The organism is Streptomyces gobiensis (genome assembly GCF_021216675.1).
In the GTDB taxonomy this organism is placed as follows: Bacteria; Actinomycetota; Actinomycetes; order Streptomycetales; family Streptomycetaceae; genus Streptomyces; species Streptomyces gobiensis.
Genome location: NZ_CP086120.1, coordinates 850,585 through 872,213, shown reverse-complemented (window position 1 = coordinate 872,213; position 21,629 = coordinate 850,585). Strand labels below are relative to the sequence as shown.

The 21,629-nt window shown below is 70.6% G+C and carries 20 protein-coding genes and 1 pseudogene; 7 read left to right on the top strand and 14 right to left on the bottom strand.

Going from position 1 to position 21,629, the window contains the following annotated elements; all coding sequences use genetic code 11:
* Positions 1-448: 448 nt before the first annotated feature.
* The 6 genes from test1122_RS04035 to test1122_RS04010 all read right to left on the bottom strand — a co-directional run bounded on the left by test1122_RS04035 (position 449) and on the right by test1122_RS04010 (position 7,587).
* Positions 449-1,072 (bottom strand): GntR family transcriptional regulator, encoded by a 624-nt coding sequence (locus test1122_RS04035; protein WP_232267778.1) that lies wholly within the window; start codon positions 1,070-1,072, stop codon positions 449-451.
* A 116-nt stretch (positions 1,073-1,188) separates the two neighbouring features.
* Positions 1,189-2,943 carry a 2-oxoglutarate dehydrogenase, E2 component, dihydrolipoamide succinyltransferase gene (gene sucB, locus test1122_RS04030; protein WP_232267777.1) on the bottom strand — a complete coding sequence of 585 codons (1,755 nt, stop codon included), beginning with the start codon at positions 2,941-2,943 and terminating at the stop codon, positions 1,189-1,191.
* Between the two features lie 59 nt (positions 2,944-3,002).
* Entirely contained in the window at positions 3,003-4,391 is a 1,389-nt protein-coding gene (gene lpdA, locus test1122_RS04025) for a dihydrolipoyl dehydrogenase (protein WP_232267776.1), read from the bottom strand.
* A 269-nt stretch (positions 4,392-4,660) separates the two neighbouring features.
* Entirely contained in the window at positions 4,661-4,888 is a 228-nt protein-coding gene (locus test1122_RS04020) for a hypothetical protein (protein WP_232267775.1), read from the bottom strand.
* 89 nt (positions 4,889-4,977) lie between these two features.
* On the bottom strand, positions 4,978-6,564 hold the full coding sequence (locus test1122_RS04015; RefSeq protein WP_232267774.1) for a leucyl aminopeptidase: 1,587 nt from the start codon (positions 6,562-6,564) through the stop codon (positions 4,978-4,980).
* Between the two features lie 234 nt (positions 6,565-6,798).
* Positions 6,799-7,587, bottom strand: coding sequence for an adenosylcobinamide-GDP ribazoletransferase (locus test1122_RS04010; protein WP_232267773.1), 789 nt, complete (start codon positions 7,585-7,587; stop codon positions 6,799-6,801).
* Between the two features lie 43 nt (positions 7,588-7,630).
* Between test1122_RS04010 and test1122_RS04005 the strand changes: the two genes are divergently transcribed.
* Positions 7,631-8,371 (top strand): hypothetical protein, encoded by a 741-nt coding sequence (locus tag test1122_RS04005; protein ID WP_232267772.1) that lies wholly within the window; start codon positions 7,631-7,633, stop codon positions 8,369-8,371.
* On the opposite strand, the gene test1122_RS04000 is transcribed toward test1122_RS04005, so the two are convergent.
* From test1122_RS04000 to test1122_RS03990, 3 genes are read right to left on the bottom strand one after another with little or no spacing between them, the layout of a single operon-like run.
* Positions 8,335-9,081 carry a hypothetical protein gene (locus test1122_RS04000; RefSeq protein ID WP_232267771.1) on the bottom strand — a complete coding sequence of 249 codons (747 nt, stop codon included), beginning with the start codon at positions 9,079-9,081 and terminating at the stop codon, positions 8,335-8,337. The two genes, test1122_RS04005 and test1122_RS04000, sit on opposite strands and share 37 nt — an antisense overlap.
* Positions 9,082-9,107: 26 nt before the next feature.
* Positions 9,108-10,190, bottom strand: coding sequence for a nicotinate-nucleotide--dimethylbenzimidazole phosphoribosyltransferase (locus tag test1122_RS03995; protein ID WP_232267770.1), 1,083 nt, complete (start codon positions 10,188-10,190; stop codon positions 9,108-9,110).
* A gap of 22 nt (positions 10,191-10,212) precedes the next feature.
* Positions 10,213-11,415: a bifunctional adenosylcobinamide kinase/adenosylcobinamide-phosphate guanylyltransferase gene (locus test1122_RS03990; RefSeq protein ID WP_232267769.1), complete on the bottom strand. Its 1,203-nt coding sequence runs from the start codon at positions 11,413-11,415 to the stop codon at positions 10,213-10,215.
* 651 nt (positions 11,416-12,066) lie between these two features.
* On the opposite strand from test1122_RS03990, the gene test1122_RS03985 reads away from it, so the two are divergent.
* Entirely contained in the window at positions 12,067-12,276 is a 210-nt protein-coding gene (locus test1122_RS03985) for a hypothetical protein (protein ID WP_232267768.1), read from the top strand.
* A gap of 39 nt (positions 12,277-12,315) precedes the next feature.
* Here the strand turns inward: test1122_RS03985 and test1122_RS03980 are convergent, their stop codons facing one another.
* The 5 genes from test1122_RS03980 to test1122_RS03960 all read right to left on the bottom strand — a co-directional run bounded on the left by test1122_RS03980 (position 12,316) and on the right by test1122_RS03960 (position 16,751).
* Positions 12,316-13,365: a S1C family serine protease gene (locus tag test1122_RS03980; RefSeq protein WP_232267767.1), complete on the bottom strand. Its 1,050-nt coding sequence runs from the start codon at positions 13,363-13,365 to the stop codon at positions 12,316-12,318.
* A 157-nt stretch (positions 13,366-13,522) separates the two neighbouring features.
* Positions 13,523-14,206 carry a response regulator gene (locus tag test1122_RS03975; RefSeq protein ID WP_232267766.1) on the bottom strand — a complete coding sequence of 228 codons (684 nt, stop codon included), beginning with the start codon at positions 14,204-14,206 and terminating at the stop codon, positions 13,523-13,525.
* Positions 14,203-15,510: a sensor histidine kinase gene (locus tag test1122_RS03970; protein ID WP_422396923.1), complete on the bottom strand. Its 1,308-nt coding sequence runs from the start codon at positions 15,508-15,510 to the stop codon at positions 14,203-14,205. Before test1122_RS03970 ends, test1122_RS03975 begins: the two co-directional genes overlap by 4 nt.
* A gap of 88 nt (positions 15,511-15,598) precedes the next feature.
* Positions 15,599-15,889: a PspA-associated protein PspAA gene (pspAA, locus tag test1122_RS03965; protein ID WP_232267764.1), complete on the bottom strand. Its 291-nt coding sequence runs from the start codon at positions 15,887-15,889 to the stop codon at positions 15,599-15,601.
* 64 nt (positions 15,890-15,953) lie between these two features.
* A complete protein-coding gene (locus test1122_RS03960) occupies positions 15,954-16,751 on the bottom strand; it encodes a PspA/IM30 family protein (protein WP_232267763.1) in 798 nt (265 codons plus the stop codon).
* Between the two features lie 273 nt (positions 16,752-17,024).
* Between test1122_RS03960 and test1122_RS03955 the strand changes: the two genes are divergently transcribed.
* The 5 genes and pseudogenes from test1122_RS03955 to test1122_RS03935 all read left to right on the top strand — a co-directional run bounded on the left by test1122_RS03955 (position 17,025) and on the right by test1122_RS03935 (position 21,581).
* Entirely contained in the window at positions 17,025-17,627 is a 603-nt protein-coding gene (locus test1122_RS03955; RefSeq protein WP_232267762.1) for a DUF3043 domain-containing protein, read from the top strand.
* Positions 17,627-18,433, top strand: coding sequence for a methyltransferase domain-containing protein (locus test1122_RS03950; RefSeq protein ID WP_232267761.1), 807 nt, complete (start codon positions 17,627-17,629; stop codon positions 18,431-18,433). The genes test1122_RS03955 and test1122_RS03950 overlap by 1 nt, the downstream gene beginning before the upstream one ends.
* A 153-nt stretch (positions 18,434-18,586) precedes the next feature.
* Positions 18,587-18,904 (top strand): annotated as a pseudogene (locus tag test1122_RS03945) (phosphatase PAP2 family protein); the annotation flags it as partial.
* Positions 18,901-19,587 carry a response regulator gene (locus tag test1122_RS03940; RefSeq protein WP_232267760.1) on the top strand — a complete coding sequence of 229 codons (687 nt, stop codon included), beginning with the start codon at positions 18,901-18,903 and terminating at the stop codon, positions 19,585-19,587. The pseudogene test1122_RS03945 and the gene test1122_RS03940, both read left to right, overlap by 4 nt.
* Complete coding sequence (locus test1122_RS03935) at positions 19,575-21,581, top strand: GAF domain-containing protein (protein ID WP_232267759.1); 2,007 nt, start codon at positions 19,575-19,577, stop codon at positions 21,579-21,581. The genes test1122_RS03940 and test1122_RS03935 overlap by 13 nt, the downstream gene beginning before the upstream one ends.
* Positions 21,582-21,629 lie beyond the last annotated feature (48 nt).

Sequence of the window (21,629 nt, the reverse complement as noted above, 5' to 3'; positions counted from 1 at the left end):
GTTGAGGCAAGGCAGGGCAGGACAGGGGGTGAGTCCGCCGGTCGACTGTACGGTGCGATCGATGATCGATCAAAGCTCGGGAAGGAAAAAACCCCGCCACAGGACCAAATTGGCATCCCGTGCCACAAATCCCTACACCCAGTGCCGCAAGCTTGCCCTGCTACGGGGCGGGCCGGAGCTTTGGTACTGGCGTGGGCGGTGCGTTGCGTATTGGCGCGGACCCAGGCCCAGGTTCCCAACTGTTGTGGGCACCGAGCCCCACAGTGTTGTGGGCACTCGGGCCGCCCGAGGGGCGGCACGGGTGGGCACAACACCGGCCACCGGCCCGCACCGGGCCAACCCCGGGGCCCGGGGCGAAGCCCCGGTTACGGGAAGGGGCGGGATACGGGGGCACCCCACCCACGGCACCCCGGGTCCGGGCGAAGCCCCGCCACGCGGCGGAGCCGCGCTAGGCGCGGGGCGCGCAGCCCAGGACGTGGTCCTTCACCAGCTCAGCCACCCGCGGATCCCGCCCCCGAAACGCCTTGACGACCGCCTCATGCTCCTCCGCATAGGACTCCTGCACCGTCCCCAGCCAGCGAATGGAAAGCGCGGTCCACACCTCAATACCCAGCGACTCCCAGGTGTGCAGCAGCACACTGTTCCCCGCGGCCCGCACCAGCTCACGGTGGAAGGCCACCGTATGCCTGACCTGCGCTTCCGCGTCCCCGGCGCGGTCCGCCTCATAGAGCGCCGCCACATGCGGTTCCAGCGCCGAGACATCCTCCGCCAGCCGGGGCGCGGCCAGCTCGGCGGCGATCTGCTCCAGACCGGCCCGCACCGGGTAGATCTCCTCCAGGTCGGCGGCTGACAGCGCCCGTACCCGTACGCCCTTGTTCGGTGCCGACTCGATCAGCCGCAGGGTCTCCAGCTCGCGCAGCGCCTCCCGCACGGGCGTCTGGCTGACCTCCAGCTCCACCGCGATCCGCCGCTCCACAATCCGCTCGCCCGGCTTCCAGCGGCCGCTGACGATCCCCTCCACGATGTGCTCGCGGATCTGCTCGCGCAGCGAGTGGACGACGGGCGGGGTCATGGGTGCTCCTTCGCGGGCTCGATGAGCAAGAATACGGCGGCCCCCGCCCGGATCACTCCGGGCGGGGGCACACCGTTTGGCCAGGCCGGCTCAGCGGCCGGTCTCAGCGGCTGGTCTCAGAGACCGAGCTCGGACTCGAACTCCGCGGCCTCCAGGATCTCCTTGACCGTCGTCAGGTAGCGGGCGGCGTCGGCGCCGTCCACCAGACGGTGGTCGTAGGAGAGCACCAGGTACGTCATGTGGCGCACCGCGATGGTCTCGCCCAGCTCCGGGTGGTCGATGACCACCGGGCGCTTGACGGTCGCACCGATGCCGAGGATGCCAACCTGGGAAGGCGGCACGATGACCGTGTCGAACAGCGCACCGCGGGAGCCGGTGTTGCTGATCGTGAAGGTCGCGCCGGAGAGGTCGTCCGGGGAGATCTTGTTGGCGCGGACATTGCCGGCCAGCTCCGCGGTCTTCCGGGCGATACCGGCGAGGTTGAGATCGCCGGCACCCTTGATGACCGGGGTCATCAGGCCCTTCTCCGAGTCCACCGCGATACCGATGTTCTCGGTGTCGAAGTAGGTGATGGTGCCCTCAGCGTCGTTGATCCGGGCGTTGACGACCGGGTGGGCCTTCAGCGCCTGGACGGCCGCCTTGACGAAGAACGGCATCGGCGAGAGCTTGACGCCCTCGCGCTGGGCGAAGGCGTCCTTCGCGCGGGCGCGCATCTTCATGATCTTGGTGGTGTCCACCTCGACCACGCTGGTGAGCTGCGCCTGCTCATGCAGGGCCTTCATCATGTTGTCGCCGATGAGCTTGCGGATCCGCGGCATCTTCACCGTCTGGCCGCGCAGCGGCGACACCTCAAGGGCCGGAGCCTTCGGGGCGGCCGGAGCCGCGGCGGCCGGCGGCTGTGTTTTGGCGGCTTCGGCGGCTTCGGCGGCGGCGATGACGTCCTGCTTGCGGATACGGCCACCGACGCCGGTGCCCTTGACCTCGGCCAGGTCCACGCCGCTCTCACTGGCGAGCTTGCGCACCAGCGGGGTGACGTAGGCGCCCTCACCGCCTGGTGCCGGAGCGGCGGGCGCCGCGGCGGGAGTCGGCCCAGGGGCGGCCGGAGCCGGCGCGGGGGCCTCAGCCGGGGTCACCGGACCCGGGGCGGCGGGGGCCTCGGCAGCGGGCTTCGGGGCGGGCTCGGGCGCCGGGGCCGGGGCAGGCTCCGCGGGCTTCGGGGCGGGCTCGGCGGGGGCCGGGGCCTGGGCCGGAGCGCCCTTACCGATGACGGCCAGCCTGGAGCCGACCTCGGCGGTCTCGTCCTCGCCGACCAGGATCTCCTGCAGCGTGCCGGAGGTGGGAGCCGGGATCTCGGTGTCAACCTTGTCGGTGGAGACCTCGAGCAGCGGCTCGTCCTCCGCGACCTCCTCGCCGACCTGCTTGAGCCAGCGGGTGATGGTGCCCTCGGTGACGGACTCGCCCAGGGCGGGCAGCACGACATCGGTGCCCTCGGCGGCCGGAGCCGGTGCGGGCGCCTCGGCCTGCGCCGGGGCGGGGGTGGGCTCGGGCTGTGCTGCCGGAGCGGGCTCAGCGGCTGGGGCCTCCGCCTTCGCCTCCGCCCCGGCTTCGGGCTTGGCCTCGGCGGGAGCGCCGGTGCCGTCATCGATGACGGCCAGCTCAGCGCCGACCTCCACCGTCTCGTCCTCGGCGACCTTGATGTTCGCCAGCACGCCAGCGGCCGGAGCCGGGATCTCGGTGTCGACCTTGTCGGTGGAGACCTCGAGCAGCGGCTCATCGGCCTCAACGCGCTCACCCTCGGCCTTGAGCCAGCGGGTGACGGTGCCCTCGGTGACGCTCTCACCGAGCGCCGGAAGGGTTACGGAAACCGCCATGGTTTCGGTTGCTCCTTACGAGTTTTACGAATGTGGTCGTGCGGTCGCGCCCGACGTGATCAGTCGTGGGAGTGCAGCGGCTTCCCGGCCAGCGCCAGGTGGGCCTCGCCAAGCGCCTCGTTCTGTGTCGGGTGGGCGTGGATGAGCTGCGCGACCTCAGCCGGCAGCGCTTCCCAGTTGTAGATCAGCTGGGCCTCGCCGACCTGCTCGCCGAGCCGGTCACCGACCATATGGACGCCGACCACGGCACCATCGCGGACCTGGACGAGCTTGATCTCGCCTGCGGTCTTCAGGATCTTGCTCCGGCCGTTGCCGCCGAGGTTGTACTTCAGGGTCACCACCTTGTCGGCGCCGTACACCTCCTTGGCCTTGGCCTCGCTGATGCCCACGGAGGCGACCTCCGGGTGGCAGTACGTGACGCGCGGGACGCCGTCGTAGTCGATCGGTACGACCTTGTGCCCGGCGAGCCGCTCCGCCACCAGGATGCCCTCGGCGAAGCCGGCGTGCGCGAGCTGGAGGGTGGGGATGAGGTCACCGACGGCCGAGATGGTCGGCACGTTCGTCTGGCAGTACTCGTCGGCCAGGACGAAGCCGCGGTCCATGCTGACCCCGGCCTCCTCATAGCCCAGGCCCTGCGAGACCGGGCCACGGCCGACGGCGACGAGGAGCACCTCGGCCTCGTACTCCTTGCCGTTGGCCAGGGTGACCTTGACGCCGTTCTCGGTGTACTCGGCCTTCTCGAAGAAGGTGCCCACCGAGAACTTGATGCCGCGCTTGCGGAAGGCCCGCTCCAGCAGCTTGGAGCTGTTCTCGTCCTCGGACGGGACGAGATGCGGAAGGCCCTCGACGATGGTGACGTCGGCGCCGAAGGACTTCCAGGCGGAGGCGAACTCGACGCCGATGACGCCGCCGCCCAGAATGACCGCGGACTGCGGGACGCGGTCCATGACCAGGGCATGGTCGGAGGAGATGATGCGGTTGCCGTCGATCTCCAGGCCCGGGAGCGACTTCGGCACGGAACCGGTCGCGAGCAGGATGTGGCGGCCCTGGTAGCGCTGGCCGTTCACATCCACCGAGGTCGGGGAGGAGAGGCGGCCCTCACCCTCCACGTAGGTGATCTTGCGGGAGGCGATCAGACCCTGCAGGCCCTTGTACAGGCCGGAGACCACGCCGTCCTTGTACTTGTGCACGCCCGCCATGTCGATGCCGTCAAAGCTGGCCTTGACACCGAACTCGGCGCTCTCCCGCGCCTGGTCGGCGATCTCGCCGGCGTGCAGCAGCGCCTTTGTGGGGATACAGCCATAGTGCAGACAGGTGCCGCCCACCTTGTTCTTCTCAATCAGGGCGACGTCCAGACCCAGCTGCGAAGCGCGCAGGGCAGCGGCATAACCACCGCTACCGCCTCCGAGGATCACTAGGTCGAAAACGGTGCTGGCGTCGTTCGCCACGTCACGTCCTCCATGCATGGGTGCGCCGGAGCCGGTCGGCTATGACCGGGCGGCTGTATGTTCGGCCGCTTGCTTCGGCCCTGTGGGTTAAGCGGGCCCCTGTCCTGCCGAGACAACATCTTCGCACTTGTCGGCGGACGACGGGACGCCGGGCCGGGCTCTGAGACGGATGTAAGCGGTCTTAGTACCAGAAGTAGGGGCACACAGGGCCTCTACCGGCGGGTACTCCGCAGGATCGCTCTGGGCGAACAACGGTACTGGTCGCGCGGCTACCGATGGTGCGGATCGCCCCGGTAGGGCGGGTGTGTGCCCCGGTAGGAGAGCACGGCCCAGGCGATCAGAACCGCCGCCGCGGTGATCAGTACCGGAATATAGCCGGGCCAGCCGCTGCCGATGATGCTCGTCACCAGTCCGACGACAAGAGCGACGAGGATCAGCGTGAAGAGATCCAGGCCAATGGAGTGGCTGCGCCGGTGACCGTCGTAGGTGGTGGGCATGGCGTCCTCCTGCCGTCACCACCAGTGTCCCGCCGTGGGGCCCCGGGCGCTACGGAGGAAGGGCACCCTTCCTCCGTAGCGCCCGCGAGCTAGCCCAGCTCGCCGTCGGCCGTCCGCTCGGCCAGCCGGACGAGGGTACGCACGGCGGAGCCGGTGCCGCCCTTGGGGGTGTAGCCGAACGGTGCGGACTCGTTGAAGGCCGGGCCCGCGATGTCCAGGTGCGCCCACGGGGTGTCCTCGGGGACGAACTCCTTCAGGAACAGCCCGGCGGACAGGCCGCCGCCCATCCGCTCGCCGATATTGGCGATGTCGGCGACCGGCGAGTCCATGGCCTTGCGCAGCTCGGTGGGCATCGGCAGCGGCCAGGACTGCTCACCGGCCTCCTCGGCGGTCTCGTGGACCTGGGTGCGGAAGGCGTCGTCGTTGGACATGATGCCGAAGGTGCGGTGGCCGAGAGCCACGACCATCGCCCCGGTCAGCGTCGCCACGTTCACCAGGGCGTCCGGGGAGTCCTCACTCGCGCGGGTCAGTGCGTCGGCCAGCACCAGGCGGCCCTCGGCGTCGGTGTTGAGCACCTCGACCGTCTTACCGCTGTACATGGTCAGGACATCACCCGGACGGATGGCCGAACCGGACGGCATGTTCTCCGCGAGCGCCAGCCAGCCGGTGATGTTGACCTTCAGACCGAGCCGGGCGGCGGCCACGACGGCCGCGAAGACCGCCGCGGCGCCGCTCATGTCGCACTTCATGGTCTCGTTGTGACCGGCGGGCTTGAGTGAGATACCGCCCGAGTCATAGGTGATGCCCTTGCCGATGAGGGCGAGGGACTTCTTCGCCTTGGGGTGCGTGTACGAGAGCCGGACCAGCCGCGGCGGATTCTGCGAGCCCTGTCCGACGCCGACGAGGCCGCCGTAGCCGCCCTTGGCGAGCATCTTCTCGTCCAGCACCTCGACCTTGAGGCCGTGCTCCTTGCCCGCGGCCTGGGCCTGTTCGGCGAAGGATTTCGGGTTGAGGGCGTTGGGCGGGGTGTTGACCAGGTCGCGGGCACGGGCCACCTCCTCGGCCAGCACACTGGCGCGCTCGGCGGCCGCCTTGTGCGCCTTGTCCCGCGGCTTGGCGCCCAGAACTGCGACCTCGGCGAGCGGTTCGCCGTTGTCGTTCCTCCTGGCCTTCTTTCCCTTGTCCTTTCCCTTGTCGCCGTTCCCCTTCCCGCCATCGCCGCTGCGGAACTCGGTGAAGGCGTAGGCACCCAGCAGCGCGCCCTCGGCGACGGCCGCCACGGCCTCCACATCGCCGTCCACGGGCAGTGCGAAGCCCCCCTTCTTCGTCCCGGCCAGCGCCCGGGCCGCCGCACCGGCGGCCCGGCGCAGTACCTCCGGACCATAGGGCTCGCCCTTGGCCGGGGCCTCGCCGAGCCCAACGGCCAGCACCAGTGGCGCCTTCACACCGTCCGGCGCCGGGAGCTTGGTGACCTCGCCCTCACCACCGCTCGCGCCGAGCGTCTCCAGGATGGTGGCGAGCTTGCCGCCGAAGGCCTCGTCCACGGCCTCCGCCCCCAGGGCGATGACCGGAGTTGTGTCCCCGTTCTTCTTGTGCTCGCCCTTGGCGACACCGATGACGACGGCGTCCGCGCGCAGCGTCGCGGCGGACGAAGTGCTGAGGGTCAGTGCAGTCACGGTTTTGGAGATCCTGTTCCGTCGATTCCTGAATGCTCCGAGCCTACGCCTAGGTACGAATGAGAGCTGGGGCCAAGGGGTGTGCGGTGGGTCTCCGTGGGGGGAGGAGCGGCGTCTGGTGCGTGCGATCGCAAGGCGGAGGAGGAAGCCAACCTGGTTGGTTGGCGACCGACGACAACGCGGCGAGCGTGCGTGCCAGGCGTCGCGACGCCGCGGAGACCCACCGCACACCCCTTAGCCCAGCGTGAGCACGAACAGGCCAACGGTGAGGCTGACTTCGGCCAGCGCGCCGAAGACATCACCGGTCACCCCGCCGAACCGGCGGCGGCAACGCCGTAGCAGCAGCTCGGACGCGCCCAGCCCCAGCAGCACCGCGCTGCCGTGCTGGAGGGCGCCGTACGGGCCGAACAGCGCCCCGGCCACCGTAGCCAGAAGCACCGTCAGGGCGCCGGTCCCGGCGGCGTACCGCACCGGCACCACTCCGGCGACCGCCGCGCCGAGCCCGTCCGGGCGAGCCGCCGGAACACCCCGGCGGGCCGCCAGCGTCAGCGCCGTACGGGCGGCGGCGTGGGTGACGGCGAAGCCAACGGCGCCCCGGGCCCAGCTGTCCGCATAGAGCTGGGCGACCACCGCGATCTGCGCCAGCAGCACCAGCACCAGGGTGAGTACCCCGAACGGGCCGATGTCGGACTGCTTCATCACCCGCAGCGCGCCGTCCGCGTCCTTGCCGCTGCCCAGCCCGTCGGCGACATCGGCCAGCCCGTCCAGATGCAGCCCCCGGGTCAGCGCGGCCGGTACGGCCACCGTGGCGACGGCGGCCACCAGCGCGCTGGCGCCCAGTGCCAGCAGTACCGCCCCGAGCGCGGCGGCGGCCAGCGCGACGACCAGCCCGGCCAGCGGCGCGCAGAGCATTCCGCCGCGCGCCGCACGGCGGTCCCAGCGGGTGACGGTCACGGGCAGCACGGTGAGGGTGCCGAAGGCGAAGCGCAGGCCGTCCGTGGGACGCGCCGGTGTGTCATTCATCAAAAGGTCAGGCTAGCCGTAGCGATCTGTCGACCCTATGGCCATGGGGCAGTGGTGGTACCGGGACATCGTTGAGGCGGGCAAGCTTCCGCTGACGCTGGCACTGATCGCCTTTATCGGCACATTTGTGCTGACCCGGACGGTGGCCCGGCTGATCCGGGCTGGCTACGGTCCGTTCCGCAATGTGCGGGCGGGCGGCCTGCATATCCACCATGTGGTGCCGGGGGTCCTGCTCATGCTCGTCGGCGGCTTCGGCGCATTCGCCGCAGGCAAGCAGAACATTGGCTCATATGTGCTGGCGGTGACTTTTGGGACGGGAGCCGGCCTGGTGCTGGATGAGTTCGCGCTGATCCTGCATCTGGACGATGTCTACTGGACGGAGAGCGGCCGTAAGAGCGTGGAGGCGGTGGTGCTCACCGCCTCCCTGGTGATCCTGCTGCTGCTCGGCTTTATGCCGTTCGGCGTGGACGCGCTCAGCGACGAGGAGCGGAACAACCGCGGGGCGCTGTCCGCGGTGGTGGGTTTCCATCTGTGCTGCTCACTGGTCGCGCTGTTCAAGGGCAAGTTCCGGCTCGGGGTGCTGGGCATCCTGGTGCCGTTCATGGCGCTGATCGCGGCGATCCGGCTGGCCCGGCCCGAATCGCCGTGGGCGCGGAAGTTCTACGCTCGCCGTCCGCGCACCCGGGCGCGGGCGCTGCGCCGGGCGATCCGGCATGACGCCCGCTGGGGCGTGCTGCGGCACCGAATTCACGATGTGCTGGCCGGAGCGCCCGACCGCGACTGATCAGCGAGATCCCGCCGCTCCCGCCGACCCCGCCCCTCCCGCCGTTTCCGCCACAGCTCGGAGACCGCCCACAGGATCACCGCCAGGACGAGCGCCGCCAGATGCTCCTTGCCCGCGAGATTGGGCTTGACGATGACCTCGATGATCATTGCGAGGATCACCAGCGCTCCGGTGAGCCAGGCCCGGTAGCGCCAGCAGACGAAGACGGCCAGTGAGACAACGGCCGCTGATGGCCCGGTGTCGCGCACGGTCAGTGTCTCAGCGGGCAGCCCCAGAAAGCCGTCCGGGCCGACCGCGGCGCCGTACCGTGCGTACATCGTCCCGGCCAGTGTGCAGGCATAGGCGATCAGCAGCGTCTTGAGCCTGCCCAGCCGGATCTCGCAGATCCCGAAGACGATCAGTACCTGGGCGAGCGCGCCCCACACGGGCAGGTCCGGTGCCGGGACAAAGAGCGAGAGCGGTGTGCGCAGCAGGGCTTCCTGCCAGGAGAGGCCGGCGTACACCGCGCCGATCCGCTCGACCTGTGCCAGGCCACCCGCGTTCTGCCAGATCTGGAACCCCAGGGTCAGACAGACACAGCTGAGCGTCATCGGGATGGCCCGCCATTTTCCGCGCTTCAGCTCATCCCATACGGGCACCAGGAGCGGCCCCCACTCCCTGCGGGCGGTCCGCCGCAGGGGTGAACCCGGGCCCGTATCGACGTCTCTCATAAAAGGGGATCTTATGGACAGAGCCGTCAGCTCTCCGGCTGGGGTCGTTCGGGCTGCTCGGGCAGCTCGGGCAGTTCGGCGGCGAGCGCCGCCGCCGCCTGGACCAGCGGCAGCGCCAGCAGCGCGCCGGTGCCCTCGCCGACCGTGACACCGTGGTCCAGCAGCGGCTCGAGCCCCATCCGGTCCAGCGCCTTGGCCTGCGCAGGCTCCCCGCTGTCCTGCCCGGCCAGCCACCAGTCCGGAGCCCGGAAGGCGACCCGCTGGGCGACCAGGGCACAGGCCGCGGAGACCACGCCGTCGAGGATCACCGGGGTGCGGCGGACCGCGGACTGGAGCAGAAAGCCGGTGGCGGCGGTCAGATCGGCACCGCCGACGGTGGCGAGCAGCTGGAGCTGGTCGCCCAGGACCGGGCGGGCCCGTCGCAGCCCGTCGCGGATGGCGGCACACTTACGCATCCAGGCGAGGTCATCGATATACGCCCCGCCGCGCCCGGTCACCACGGAGGCGTCGGTGCCGCAGAGCACAGCGATCAGGACACCGGCGGCGGTTGTGCCGCCCACCGAGAGGTCGCCGAGGAGGACGAGATCGGTGCCGGCGTCGGCTTCCTCGTCAGCGATGGCCATCCCGGCCCGGAAGGCCCGCTCGGCCTCCTCGATGGTGAGGGCGTCCTCGATGTCGATACGTCCGCTGGAGCGGCGCACCCGGTACCGGGTCACCTCCCCGGGCAACTCCGTGGCGTCGCAGTCGAGCGCCATATCGACGACACGGAGCGGCACTCCGGCCTGACGGGCGAGTACGGCGGACGGGCTCCCGCCGTCCAGCGCGGCACGTACGAGGGTGTGGGCGGAGCCTGCGGGGCGGGCCGAGACGCCGAGTTCGGCGATGCCGTGATCTCCGGCGAACAGCACCATGCGAGGTTGCGCGATCGGCTTGACCGGTACCTGGGCCCGGGCGGCGGCCAGCCACTCGCCCAGCTCGTCAAGGCGGCCCAGCGCGCCGGGAGCGAGTCCAGTACGGGTCCGGCGTTCCTCGGCGTCCCGGCGGATGCCGCCGTCGGGGCGCTCGATGAGATCGCCGAATGCGTCGAGGTCCAGCCGGTCATCACTCATACGGGGAGGTTACCGGCTGGGACTAGCCCCGCAGGGGCCAGGCTGTGCCAGCGATGACCAGCAGGACATGCTCGCACTCGGCCGCGAACGCCGCGTTCAGCCGCCCCAGTTCATCGCGGAAGCGGCGCCCCGCCGAGGTGGCGGGGACCACACCGGAGCCGACCTCATTGCTCACCGCCACGACCGTACGCGTCGTATGACGCACCGCGGAGACCAGCTCGGCGACCCTCTTGGCCAGCGCCCGGGAACCGCCGTGCGTCCAGCTCTCGTCGTCCCACGCGTCGACGGCGTCCATCGCGTCCGTCAGCCACAGTGCCAGACAGTCGATGAGCATCGGCGGCCCGTCCGGGTCGGCCAGCAGGGGCACCAGATCGCAGGTCTCGACCGTACGCCAGCTGGCGGGCCGCCGCTCACGGTGCGCCGTGACCCGGGCCGCCCACTCGAGGTCATCGCCCCGGGTGCCGCTGGTGGCGACATAGAGGACATCCGGGAAGGCCGCCAACCGGCGTTCCGCCTCAGCGGACTTCCCGGAGCGGGCGCCGCCCAGCACCAGGGTGCGCCGAGGCACATCCGGGACCTGCTGGAAGTCGCCGACCACCAGGGTCGTACCGTCCCGCTCCGCCCGGGCGCCCAGGGCCGCGAGCTGCCGCCGCAGCTCGGCGCCGGGCGGGACATCGTGGTCGAGGTGGACGGCCACCACATCCGTCGTCGGGCCCACCGCCCCGATGCCGCGCAGCCGCCCGAGGGCGTCCGGGCGGCCCACCACATCCAGCAGCACCAGGTCGTACGGAACGGCCGTCTCGGCGAGCCCGGCCGCCGCGGCGCCCGGCGGCAGATACAGCAGCCGCTGACCGTCGGGGCCACCGATCTCGTACCCCGTGCCGGGCGCGTCCAGCGGCACCGCCCGTACCCGGTGCCCGCTGATCAGCGCCAGCTCCTGCCCGTCCGGCACCCGCACCGGCGTGGGCAGCCCGGCCGGGTACTCCAGGCTGGGGCCGTTCTGCGGATGGGACAGCAGCACCTGCCGTACGCCGTGCAGGGACTGCCCGGCGCGGGCAGCCGCGAAGGCCGGACCGGGGGTCAGGTCGATGAGCAGCGTGCCGTCCACGAGCAGCGCGGTCGCGGCCCGCGCGTGCTCGCCGATGGCGGTCGCGCAGGTCGCGCAGGGGCAGCTGGGGCGGGGGAGTCCGGCGGGGGCGCCGGTGCCGAGCAGAGTGATTTCCACACGACGATCGTCCTCTTTTGATGGCGCCCTCGCATTGTTCGGCCCCGGGGGCCTCACAAGCTTCGGACGCCTGCGCCGGACTCCGTCTGTCGGTGGTTGTGGCTGAGCGCCGCTGTCGGCGGAGGGATTCCCCTAACCCGGCCCCTTCCCGAAACTGGGGGCTTGCGCCCCCAGACCCCCACCCCGTTTGTGGGCACTCGCAGCCCCGCGAGGGGCTGTGGGTGGGCACAACACCCGCCCACCGGCCCGCACCGCCAACCCGGGGCCCCGGGGCGAAGCCCCGGTTTCCGGGAAGGGGCGGGAATTGGGGAAAACCCACCGCCCGGCACCCCCGCAGCCGGGCGAAGCCCGCCACGCGGCGCAGCCGCACACCGGCACAACCGGGAAGGGGCGGGATATGGGGGCACCCACCGGCCGGATACGGGAGGTACCCCGCCTATGGCCTCCCCGCGACCGGGCGAAGCCCGCCGTGCGGTGGGCCGCATATCGGTGCTGCCGGGCAGGGGCGAGATAAGGACCCACCCCCGGCGGCGGAGCCGCGGGCCCGTGCTGTCGGGCTGGGCGCCGCGGGGCTGGGGGCGGGAGGCCCCGTAAGGCGGGAGTGACGAGTACGCTGCGGGCAGTGATGCCGGTGATCTCCAGGAGGCGGACATGACGTGGACGTGGCGGTTCGAGAAGGCCGACGGTACGGAGACCGAGCCACCCGTGCAGGCCGAGGAGTTCTCCACGCAGGGCGACGCGGAGTCCTGGATCGGGGAGACCTGGAAGGAACTGCTGGACGGCGGCGTCGATCAGGTGACGCTCTTCGAGGACACCACCAAAATCTATGGGCCCATGAGCCTGCACGAGGCGCAGGAGTGAGCCGAAGGGGGCGCCCCGCCCGGGGCGCCCCCTTCGGTGTCATCCCTCGCCGAGGGTGACCCTCGCCGACCGCTCGTCCCCGGCGCGCACATAGGTGACCGTGACTCTGTCACCCGGCTTATGGCCCGCCAACGCCTCCGCCAGCGTGACGACATCGGTGATCTGCGTCGAGTCGACCTTCACCAGCAGATCTCCGGGCCGGATTCCGGCCCGGTCGGCGGGCCCGCCCCGGACCACCTCCACCACTGAGGCCCCGGCAGGCCGGAAGTCCTCGCCGAGAACGGTCCGTACCGAGACACCGAGCGCCGCCTTCTGCGGGTCGACGACCCGGCCGTGCTCGATCATCTGGTCGGCGAGGTTACGGACCGTCGCGGCCGGAATCGCGAAGCCGATGCCCGGCGCCGGGCCGGTGCCGAACTGCGGGTCCCGGGCGGCCAGCGTCGGCACGCCGATGACCTGGCTGGAGAGATTGACCAGCGCGCCCCCGCTGTTGCCCGGATTGATCGCGGCGGAGGTCTGCACCATATTGCCGATGGTGGCGCGGCCCCGGCCTTCGCTGACCGAGCGGCCGACCGCCGAGACGATGCCCTGGGTGACGCTGGAGGACAGGCCCAGCGGATTGCCCATGGCGAGCACGATCTGGCCCACCTCGACCTTCGTGGAGTCGCCGAAGACCGCCGGGTGGAGCTTCTTCGGCGGATCGCTGATCCTGATGACGGCCAGGTCCTGGTCCGGATGGGTGGCGACCAGCCTGGCGTTCAGCGGGTCGCCGCCGGTGGCGAAGGTGACCTCGAAGGCCCGGGATTTGCCGACCACATGAGCGTTGGTGACGATATGGCCCTCGTCGTCATAGACCACGCCGGAGCCCAGCTCGTTGTCCGTGGTGATCTGAACGACGGAGGGAAGTACGTTCCTGACCACCTTCCGGTAGCTCTTCTCCAGCTCACCGACGACGGTGGGGGAGGGCGTGGCGGGCGAGGTGGCACCGGGGGAGGGGGACTCGTCCGGCGAGCCGCCGGTGCACCCCGCGAGCAGCGCCGCCGCGCACAGAAGGGCGGCGCCCCTACGGCACGTATGAGAGACAGTCATAGGCGAAGTGTCCCTTTTGCTGCTTCCGGCGGGCAGGAGCCGCGCTACGCCGTGCGTTCGCCTCATCCCCGTTCGTCAGGGACCGCGTCGCCGCCAGCTCGCCATAGAGGGGGTCACCGGCGACCAGCTCCTCATGGGCCCCACGGCCCGTACGGGCTCACTCTGAGCGTGGCCGCACCAGCCCGGTCTCATAGGCGGTCATCACCAGCTGTGCCCGGTCCCGGGCACCCAGCTTGGACATGGTGCGGTTGATATGCGTCTTGACGGTGAGCGGGCTGACCGAGAGCTGTCCGGCGATCTCGGTGTTGGACAGTCCGCCCGCGACCAGCACCAGGACCTCGCGCTCACGGTCGGTCAGCACGGCCAGCTCGGTGGCCCGGTGGCGTGGTCCGCCGGGGTCGTCCGGGCCCTCCTGGGCGAGGAAGGTGGCGATCAGCCCCTTGGTGGCCGCCGGGGACAGCAGTGCTTCCCCCGCGGCTGCCACCCGGATCGCGGACAGCAGCTCGCCCGGCTCAGCGCCCTTGCCGAGGAACCCGGAGGCGCCCGCGCGCAGTGACCGCACCACGTACTCATCCGCCTCAAAGGTCGTGAGGATGACCACCCGTACATGGGACAAGGCCGGGTCCGCACTGATCGCCCGGGTTGCGGCGAGCCCGTCCATACCGGGCATCCGGATGTCCATCAGCACCACATCGGCCTCCTGCCCGCGCAGCACAGCCAGCGCCTCGGCGCCGTCGGAGGCCTCCCCGACGACGTTCATGTCCGGCTCGGAGTCGACCAGCACCCGGAACGCGCTGCGCAGCAGCGCCTGATCGTCAGCGAGTACCACCCGGATCGTCATAGGGCCGTCTCCTCGTGATTCCCGCCCGGCCGTGCGGTCTGCAACGGCAGTCGTACGTGCACCCGGAAGCCCCCCTTGCCATCCGGCCCGGCCTCGCAGCTCCCGCTCAGCGCGGCGGCCCGCTCCCGCATCCCCAGCAACCCGTGCCCACCACCCAGGTGGTCAGCCGAATCCGCCCGGTACTCAGAGGCCCGGCCGGACGGGCCATCGTCATGCACGGTGATCTCCAGCGCCGCGTTCGCGGCGCCGCCGCCGCGCACGATCCGTACCCGGACATGGGTGCCGGGACCGGCGTGCTTATGGACGTTGGTCAGCGCTTCCTGCACCACCCGGTAGGCGGTGAGGTCCACGGCCGACGGCAGCGGCCCCGCCACCGGTGCGTCAAGGGTGACGGTGAGCCCGGACCGTACGAACCCCTCCACCAGCTCGTCCAGCACCCCAAGACCGGGGGCGGGCTCGGTGGGCGCGGCCGGGTCGCCGGACTGGCGGAGCAGGCCGACGGTGGTCTGCAGCTCGTCCAGCGCGTGCCGGCTCGCCTCACGGATATGGCCCAGCGCCTCCTTGGCCTGGTCGGGGCGGCTGTCCATGACATGCGCGGCGACCCCGGCCTGCACATTGACCAGCGCGATGTGGTGGGCGACCACATCGTGCAGCTCCCGGGCGATCCTCACCCGCTCCTCGGCGACCCGGCGGCGGGCCTCCTCCTCCCGGGTGCGCTCGGCGCGCTCGGCCCGCTCCCGGATGGTGTCCATGACGGCGCGGCGGCTGCGCACCGCGTCGCCGATGCCCGCGGCCATCCCGGTCCAGGCGAAGATGCCCAGGTTCTCCTGGGCATACCAGGGCTGCGCCCCGAAGATCATGCCCGCGCCGGTGACTCCGAGCACGGTGACCACGCCAACCCGCAGGGTGGTGTGCCGGTCGGTACGGGTGGCCACCGTATAGAGCGCGATCACCACGGCCAGTACCAGCGCGGCCCGGCGGTCGCCCGCCTCGCGGGTGTTGCTGACGACGATCAGATCGATGAGCGTCAGCGTGCTGGTGAGGACGAGCACCGGCAGTGCGAAACGCCTGCGCGCCACCAGCGCGGCGGCGGCCAGCGCGGCCAGCACCACGGTCAGTGTGGACACGTCCCGCGCGCCGAAGCGCGGGCCGCCGTCCGGGCTGTACGGCTCCGCGGCCGCGTTGACGAGGATCAGTGCGTAGACCACCGCGGCGATCAGCGCGTCCAGCGCCAGCGGATGCTGACGCAGCCACCGGCGGGCGCGGGCGGCGAAGGAGTCGGGGAGATCGGCCACGACAGGCAACGGTACGAGACCCGGGAGACACCCCGCGCCCCGGTCCGTTCGACGTTCGACGGACCGGGGCGCGGGGCGCGCTGAGGGGGGTGAAGGGTCAGCTGTTCGGCTCGAGCGGAATCAGGCCCTCGTCACTGAGCATCGCGCGCACCTGCTCGATGGTGGCGTCCCGCTCCGGGAGGATGAGCTCGGACGGTCCCAGATAGTCCTCGGGCATCGGGGTGCCCAACCGGTGCACGGCGTCGAGCAGCGCCTGCAGGGTGCGCCGGAAGCCCTCCTGGTCCCCGGTCTCCATCTCCTTGAGCAGCTCATCGTCCAGCTTGTTCAGCTCGGTGAAGTGGCTGTCGTCCAGCTTCACCTGGCCTTCCCCCATGATCCGTACGATCACGCTGCGCTCCTTCTCGCGGGGCTGAGAGCCACGGTCATCACTGCCTGCGTCGTCACTGCTTGCGTCACTGTTTGTCGAACTTAGGGGTGTCCTGCGGCTGCTGGCCCTGAGCCTCGCCGTCGTTACCCCCTTCAATGGCCTGCTGACCGCCGCTCGGGCCGCCCGCCAGCTCGGCCTTCATCCGCTGGAGCTCCAGCTCCACATCGGCTCCGCCGGAAAGCCGGTCGAGCTCGGCGGTGATGTCGTCCTTCGCGGTGCCCGACGGGTCGTCCAGGGCGCCGGAGGCGAGGAGCTCGTCGATCGCACCGGAGCGCGCCTGCAGCTCCTGTGTCCGGTCCTCGGCCCGCTGGATCGCATTGCCGACGTCGCCCATCTCCTCGGAGATACCGGAGAACGCCTCGCCGATCCGGGTCTGGGCCTGAGCCGCCGTGTAGGTGGCCTTGATGGTCTCCTTCCGGGTACGGAAGGCATCCACCTTGGCCTGCAGCCGCTGGGCCGCCAGCGTCAGCTTCTCCTCCTCGCCCTGCAGCGTCTGGTGCTGCGTCTCAAGGTCGGAGACCTGCTGCTGGAGGGCGGCACGGCGGGACAGCGCCTCCCGTGCCAGGTCCTCACGACCGAGCGCCAGGGCCTTCTTGCCCTGCTCCTCCAGCTTGCCCGACTGGCCGTTGAGCTGGTTCAGCTGCAACTCCAGCCGCTTGCGGGACGTCGCCACATCGGCGACCCCGCGACGTACCTTCTGCAGCAGTTCGAGCTGCTTCTGGTACGAGTAGTCCAGCGTCTCGCGCGGGTCCTCAGCCCGGTCGAGGGCCTTGTTGGCCTTCGCGCGGAAAAGCATCCCCATCCGCTTCATGACACCGCTCATGGGCCTCGCGCGCCCCCTTCATAACGGACTCGAGCCTCAGCATCTTCTAGACCCCACAGTACGGGCCCTGCTTCTATTACCGCACTGTTCGGAGTCGGATGCGCTCATTCTGCAGGACGATGTGATCCCGTCATCTCCCGCTCAGGGAGTAGGCGGCTCTCAGATCACTCAGTAGATCACCGGCAGATCACCCAGCAGATCACCCAGCCACCGTTGCGGGATCGTTCCCCGAGGGGGTACGGCCCACACCCGTCCACACCGTAGTCTTGAAGCGTGTTCCGAAGCCGTTCCAAGGATGAGCAGGCCACGCCCGCCCAGGCGAGCGAGGACCTGACCGATCAGCAGCGCGACCCACAGGCCCCCAAGGGTCGCCCCACGCCCAAGCGCAGTCAGGCCCAGGCCCAGCGGCGCAGCCTGTCCAAGCCACCGGCCAACCGCAAGGAGGCCGCGAAGCGTGCCCGCGAGGCCCGTCGCGCGGACATGGCCAAGCAGCGCGAGGCCCTGGCCACCGGCGACGAGCGGTATCTGCCGCTGCGCGACCGTGGGCCGGTGCGCCGCTTCGCGCGTGACTTTGTGGACGCGAAGTGGCATGTAGCGGAGTTCTTCCTGCCGATCGCCGTGGTCATCCTGGTGATGAGCATGCTGCCGTCGCTGCAGGCGAAGAACCTCTCGCTGCTGCTGTGGCTGGGCGTCATCATCATGATCGTCTTCGACTCGTTCATCACCGCCCGCCGACTGAAGAAGGCGCTGCGTGAGCGCTTCCCCGGCGAGAACTTCAAGGGCGTCACGGCCTACGCCCTGATGCGTACCCTCCAGATGCGCCGGATGCGCCTGCCCAAGCCGCAGGTCGCCCGAGGCGAGGCGCCACGCCGCTGATGAAGGCGGCACAGGGCTTCGGCGGCGGCGCTGTGCCTTGCCGCGGGCGATGGCTGAGCGGTATTGGCACGCTGCGCGAAGCTGTCCGCCAGACGCTGGTCGCCCGGCAGCTCGATGAGCAGATATCCGCCCGGTTCCCGGTAGGACAGCGGCTGCGGGTCCTGGATGTGGGCCTGGGCCAGGGCACTCAGGCGCTGCGGCTGGCACGGCTGGGCCATGAGGTGACCGGTCTGGACTCCGACCCGGAGATGCTGAAGGCCGCCCGTGAGGCACTGGCGGAGGAGCCCGCCGGCATACGTGAGCGGGTACGGCTGCGCTCCGGCGACGGCCGGGACACGGGCGCGCACTTCCTGCCGGGCAGCTTCGATGTGGTGCTCTGCCACGGCGTTCTGATGTACACCGATGAGCCGGGCCCGATGCTCGCCGGACTCGGCCGGATGCTGGCCCCCGGCGGACTGCTGTCCCTGCTCGTGCGGAACGCCGACGCGCTCGCCATGCGTCCCGGGCTGGTCGGGCAGTGGGACACCGCCCTGGCCGCCTTCGACGATCCGGCCTACACCAACCGCCTCGGGGTGCGGGCCCGCGCGGACCGCCTGGACGCGCTCACCGCCAGCCTCGCCGGGATCGGCGCACCCCTGCGCCAGTGGTACGGCGTACGGGTCTTCACCGACCAGGCACCGGACGGGGCGGCGGTCCCGGAGGGCGCTGACTGGGACCGGTTGCTCGCCGCCGAGGAGCGGGCCGGGAAGACCGACCCGTACCGCGGTGTCGCTGCGCTCCTCCATCTGTGCGGCGTACGCGGCTGAACGCGACAAGCCCGACCGGAGCCGCGTTCCGTGCGGGCGCGCCGCCCGGGGACATTCCGCGCCGGTGGTCACCATCCAGCCGTAGCTGCAGGGTTCTCTTCCTAAGCTTCCGCGGTGTGCTACGCGGCGGTGACCGTGGGTGTCCTCTCCGTCACCATGGGCCTGACCACCGTCTGTCTGGGCACTCACTGGCTCAGCGATGTGCTGGCGGGCTGGGCTGCCGGCATTCTGGTCCTGCTCGCGCTGCCGCTGTGCGAACCGTTCATCGCCAGAGCCGACAGTCGGCTCTGGCGCGCGGCATCGTACGGGTCTCACGACTCCGTCGGTCTTTCCGTGAATCTTTCCAGACAGATTTCCGGGCGGATTATGGAATCTGCTGAGCTCTCACCGAGTTCCCTTAAGGAACCATTCGTCCATATATGCACGATTCATTCGGATGCGCGGCCACTGCAGCGGGGTGAGCAACAGTGACGGTCCGAGTTCTGATCGCGGACGACCACGCGGTAGTCCGGCAGGGCCTGCGGATGTTCCTGGGCCTCGACCATGAGATCACCGTGGTGGGAGAGACGACCAACGGACGGGAAGCCGTGCGCCTCGCGCGGGAGCTCTCCCCGGATGTGGTGTTGATGGACCTGCTCATGCCGGTGATGGACGGGGTCTCCGCCACCGCCGCGATCCGACGGGACCTGCCCGAGGTCGAGGTAGTGGCACTGACCAGCGCCATGGACGACGCCGTGATGATGGGGGCGGTCCGGGCGGGGGCGATCGGTTTCCTGCTCAAGAATGTCGAGGCCGACGAGCTGCGGCAGGCGGTGAAGGCCGCTGCGGCCGGTCAGATACAGGTCACTCCCGCCGTGGTCTCCCGGCTGATGGGTCAGGTCAGGGATCCCAGCGGGCCGGAACGGCTCACGGAGAGAGAGACCGAGGTGCTGACGATGCTCGCCCTCGGCAAGGCGAACAAGGAAATCGCCCACGACCTGCGCATCGGTCAGCAGACCGTGAAAACCTATGTGAGCCACATACTCAACAAGCTCGGGGTGCACAGCCGGACCCAGGCCGCGATGTACGCGGTGCAGTCGGGTCTGGTGCAGGCCGGTGAGCTCACGCAGGCCCATGGCCCCGGACCCTCAGGGGAACGCTGGTGGTCGTCGTGATCGGCATCCAGTGGGTCGAGGTGAGTACCCAAGGCGCTCGGCTCCTCCGGGAAGACATGTCGACGGTGACGGTCCTCGCGCTGGACCCCGAGGGATATGTGCTGAGCGCGAGCGGCGCCTCCCGGATGGGGTACGGCCACGGCGAGGACATCGTCCATCAGCACATATCCCGTCTCTACCCCGCCAACGAGGCGGCCTCAGGAGAGCCGGCCCATGCGCTGGCAGCGGCCGCCGCGGACGGCACATACGCGCACAGCGGCTGGCGTGTCCGCGCGGACGGATCGAGATTCTGGGCCGACACGGTCGCCACAGCGACCCGGGACGCGGACGGCCGACTGGCCGGGTTCTGCGTGGTCGTCCGTGATCTGACCGGACACTGGCAGCACCTCGAACGGCTGCGCGCGGTCGGCGAGATCAACCAGGCCATCCTGGCGGGAGTCAGCAGCGAAGAGGTACTGACGCTGATCGTTCAACGCGTTCGGGAAGCCGTCGATGCCGGAGTGGCCCGGGTGATGTCGCTGGACTGGGGTGATGTTCTGACCGTGCGTGCCGCGGACGGTATCGCGGTGCCCGCCCCCCGGAGCCTGCCGCCCTATCCGGAATCCGTGCTGGACTACGACGTCATACGGGCCGGGCGCGCGAAGGTGTTCTCCGGCACCGATCCCACGTCGCCCGAGTACCGCTCGTGGCTGCGTGATGTCGGCCTGGCGGCGGTGCTGAGCACACCGCTGACGGTGCGCGGACGGACCGTAGGCGTCCTTGAGGTGGCGAACCGCCGGGGCGGGCGGAGCTTCAGCCCCGATGACCTCCAGGCCGTGGGGCTGTTCACGGAGTCAGCCGGCCTGGCGGTCCAGCAGGCCCGCTCCGAGGAGGACCTTCGCAGGCTGGCCTGCACCGCCGACGTGGGCCGGGCTTCCCTGCGCGGGACCCTGGACGCGCTGGCCACCAGCGCGGTGGTGCGCACCGACGGCCGCAGCTGTGCGGTCTATCTGCTGGAGCCGGGGCCGACGCTGTGGCTGGCTGGTGGCCATGACCGCGACGCGGCGTCGGCCGGGGGGCCGTCCGGTCTGTTCCAGGCGGTGCCCGGAACCCTGGTCAGGGAAGCGATCGCCGCCGCCGCGCCCGTGATCCGGACTGAGAGCGAGGGCGGCGCGGTCGCCGGTCTGCCGCTGCTGTGCCGGGGGGAGGCGATCGGGGCACTGTGCTGCTCCTATCCGGCGGACCGGCGGCCTGGCGACGCCGATATCGCGTTTCTCCAGGCGATCGCCGAACAGACCGCGTCCACGGTGGAGAACGACCGGCTGTGGGCGGCCGCGCGGGAGACGGCCGCGCTGGAAGAGCGCCAGCGGCTGTCCCGAGAGCTGCATGACTCCGTCTCTCAGGCGCTGTACGGCATCGCGCTGGGTGCCCGCACCGCCCGCGAGCTGCTCGACCGCGATGTCGCCCAGGCCGCCGAACCAATCGACTATGTGCGCAGGCTCGCCGATACCGGGCTCGCCGAGATGCGGGCGGTGCTCAACCGGCTCCGGCCTGAGTCGCTGGAAACCGACGGTCTGGGCGCCACGCTGGCCCGTCATGTGGATGCCTTGCGGGCCCAGTACGGCATCGCGGCGGAGGCGGTGCTCGAGGCCGAGCCGGAAACGACGCTGGAGGCCAAACACGCACTGTGCCGGATAGCGCAGGAGGCCCTGCACAATGTCGCCAAGCACGCGCGGGCACGGCATGTGCTCCTCCAGCTGCTCATTGGTCCCGGCAGCGTCACCCTGGTGATCGATGACGACGGGGTGGGGTTCGACCCCCGGGCTTCCTTCCCCGGCCATCTGGGTCTGCGGTCCATGCGGGAGCGGGCGCGCGAAGTGGGCGGGACGCTCCAGGTGGACAGCCACCCGGGCGAGGGAAGCCGGATCCGCGCCACCGTCCCGACCACCGCGGCGGGCCCGGGCGCCTCGGGCGAATCACGTGCCATCGCGGATAACCGCGGCCGACCGCGCTGACGGCCGCTGACTGAGCGCTGGCTGAACGTCACTGAGCTGAACGTGACT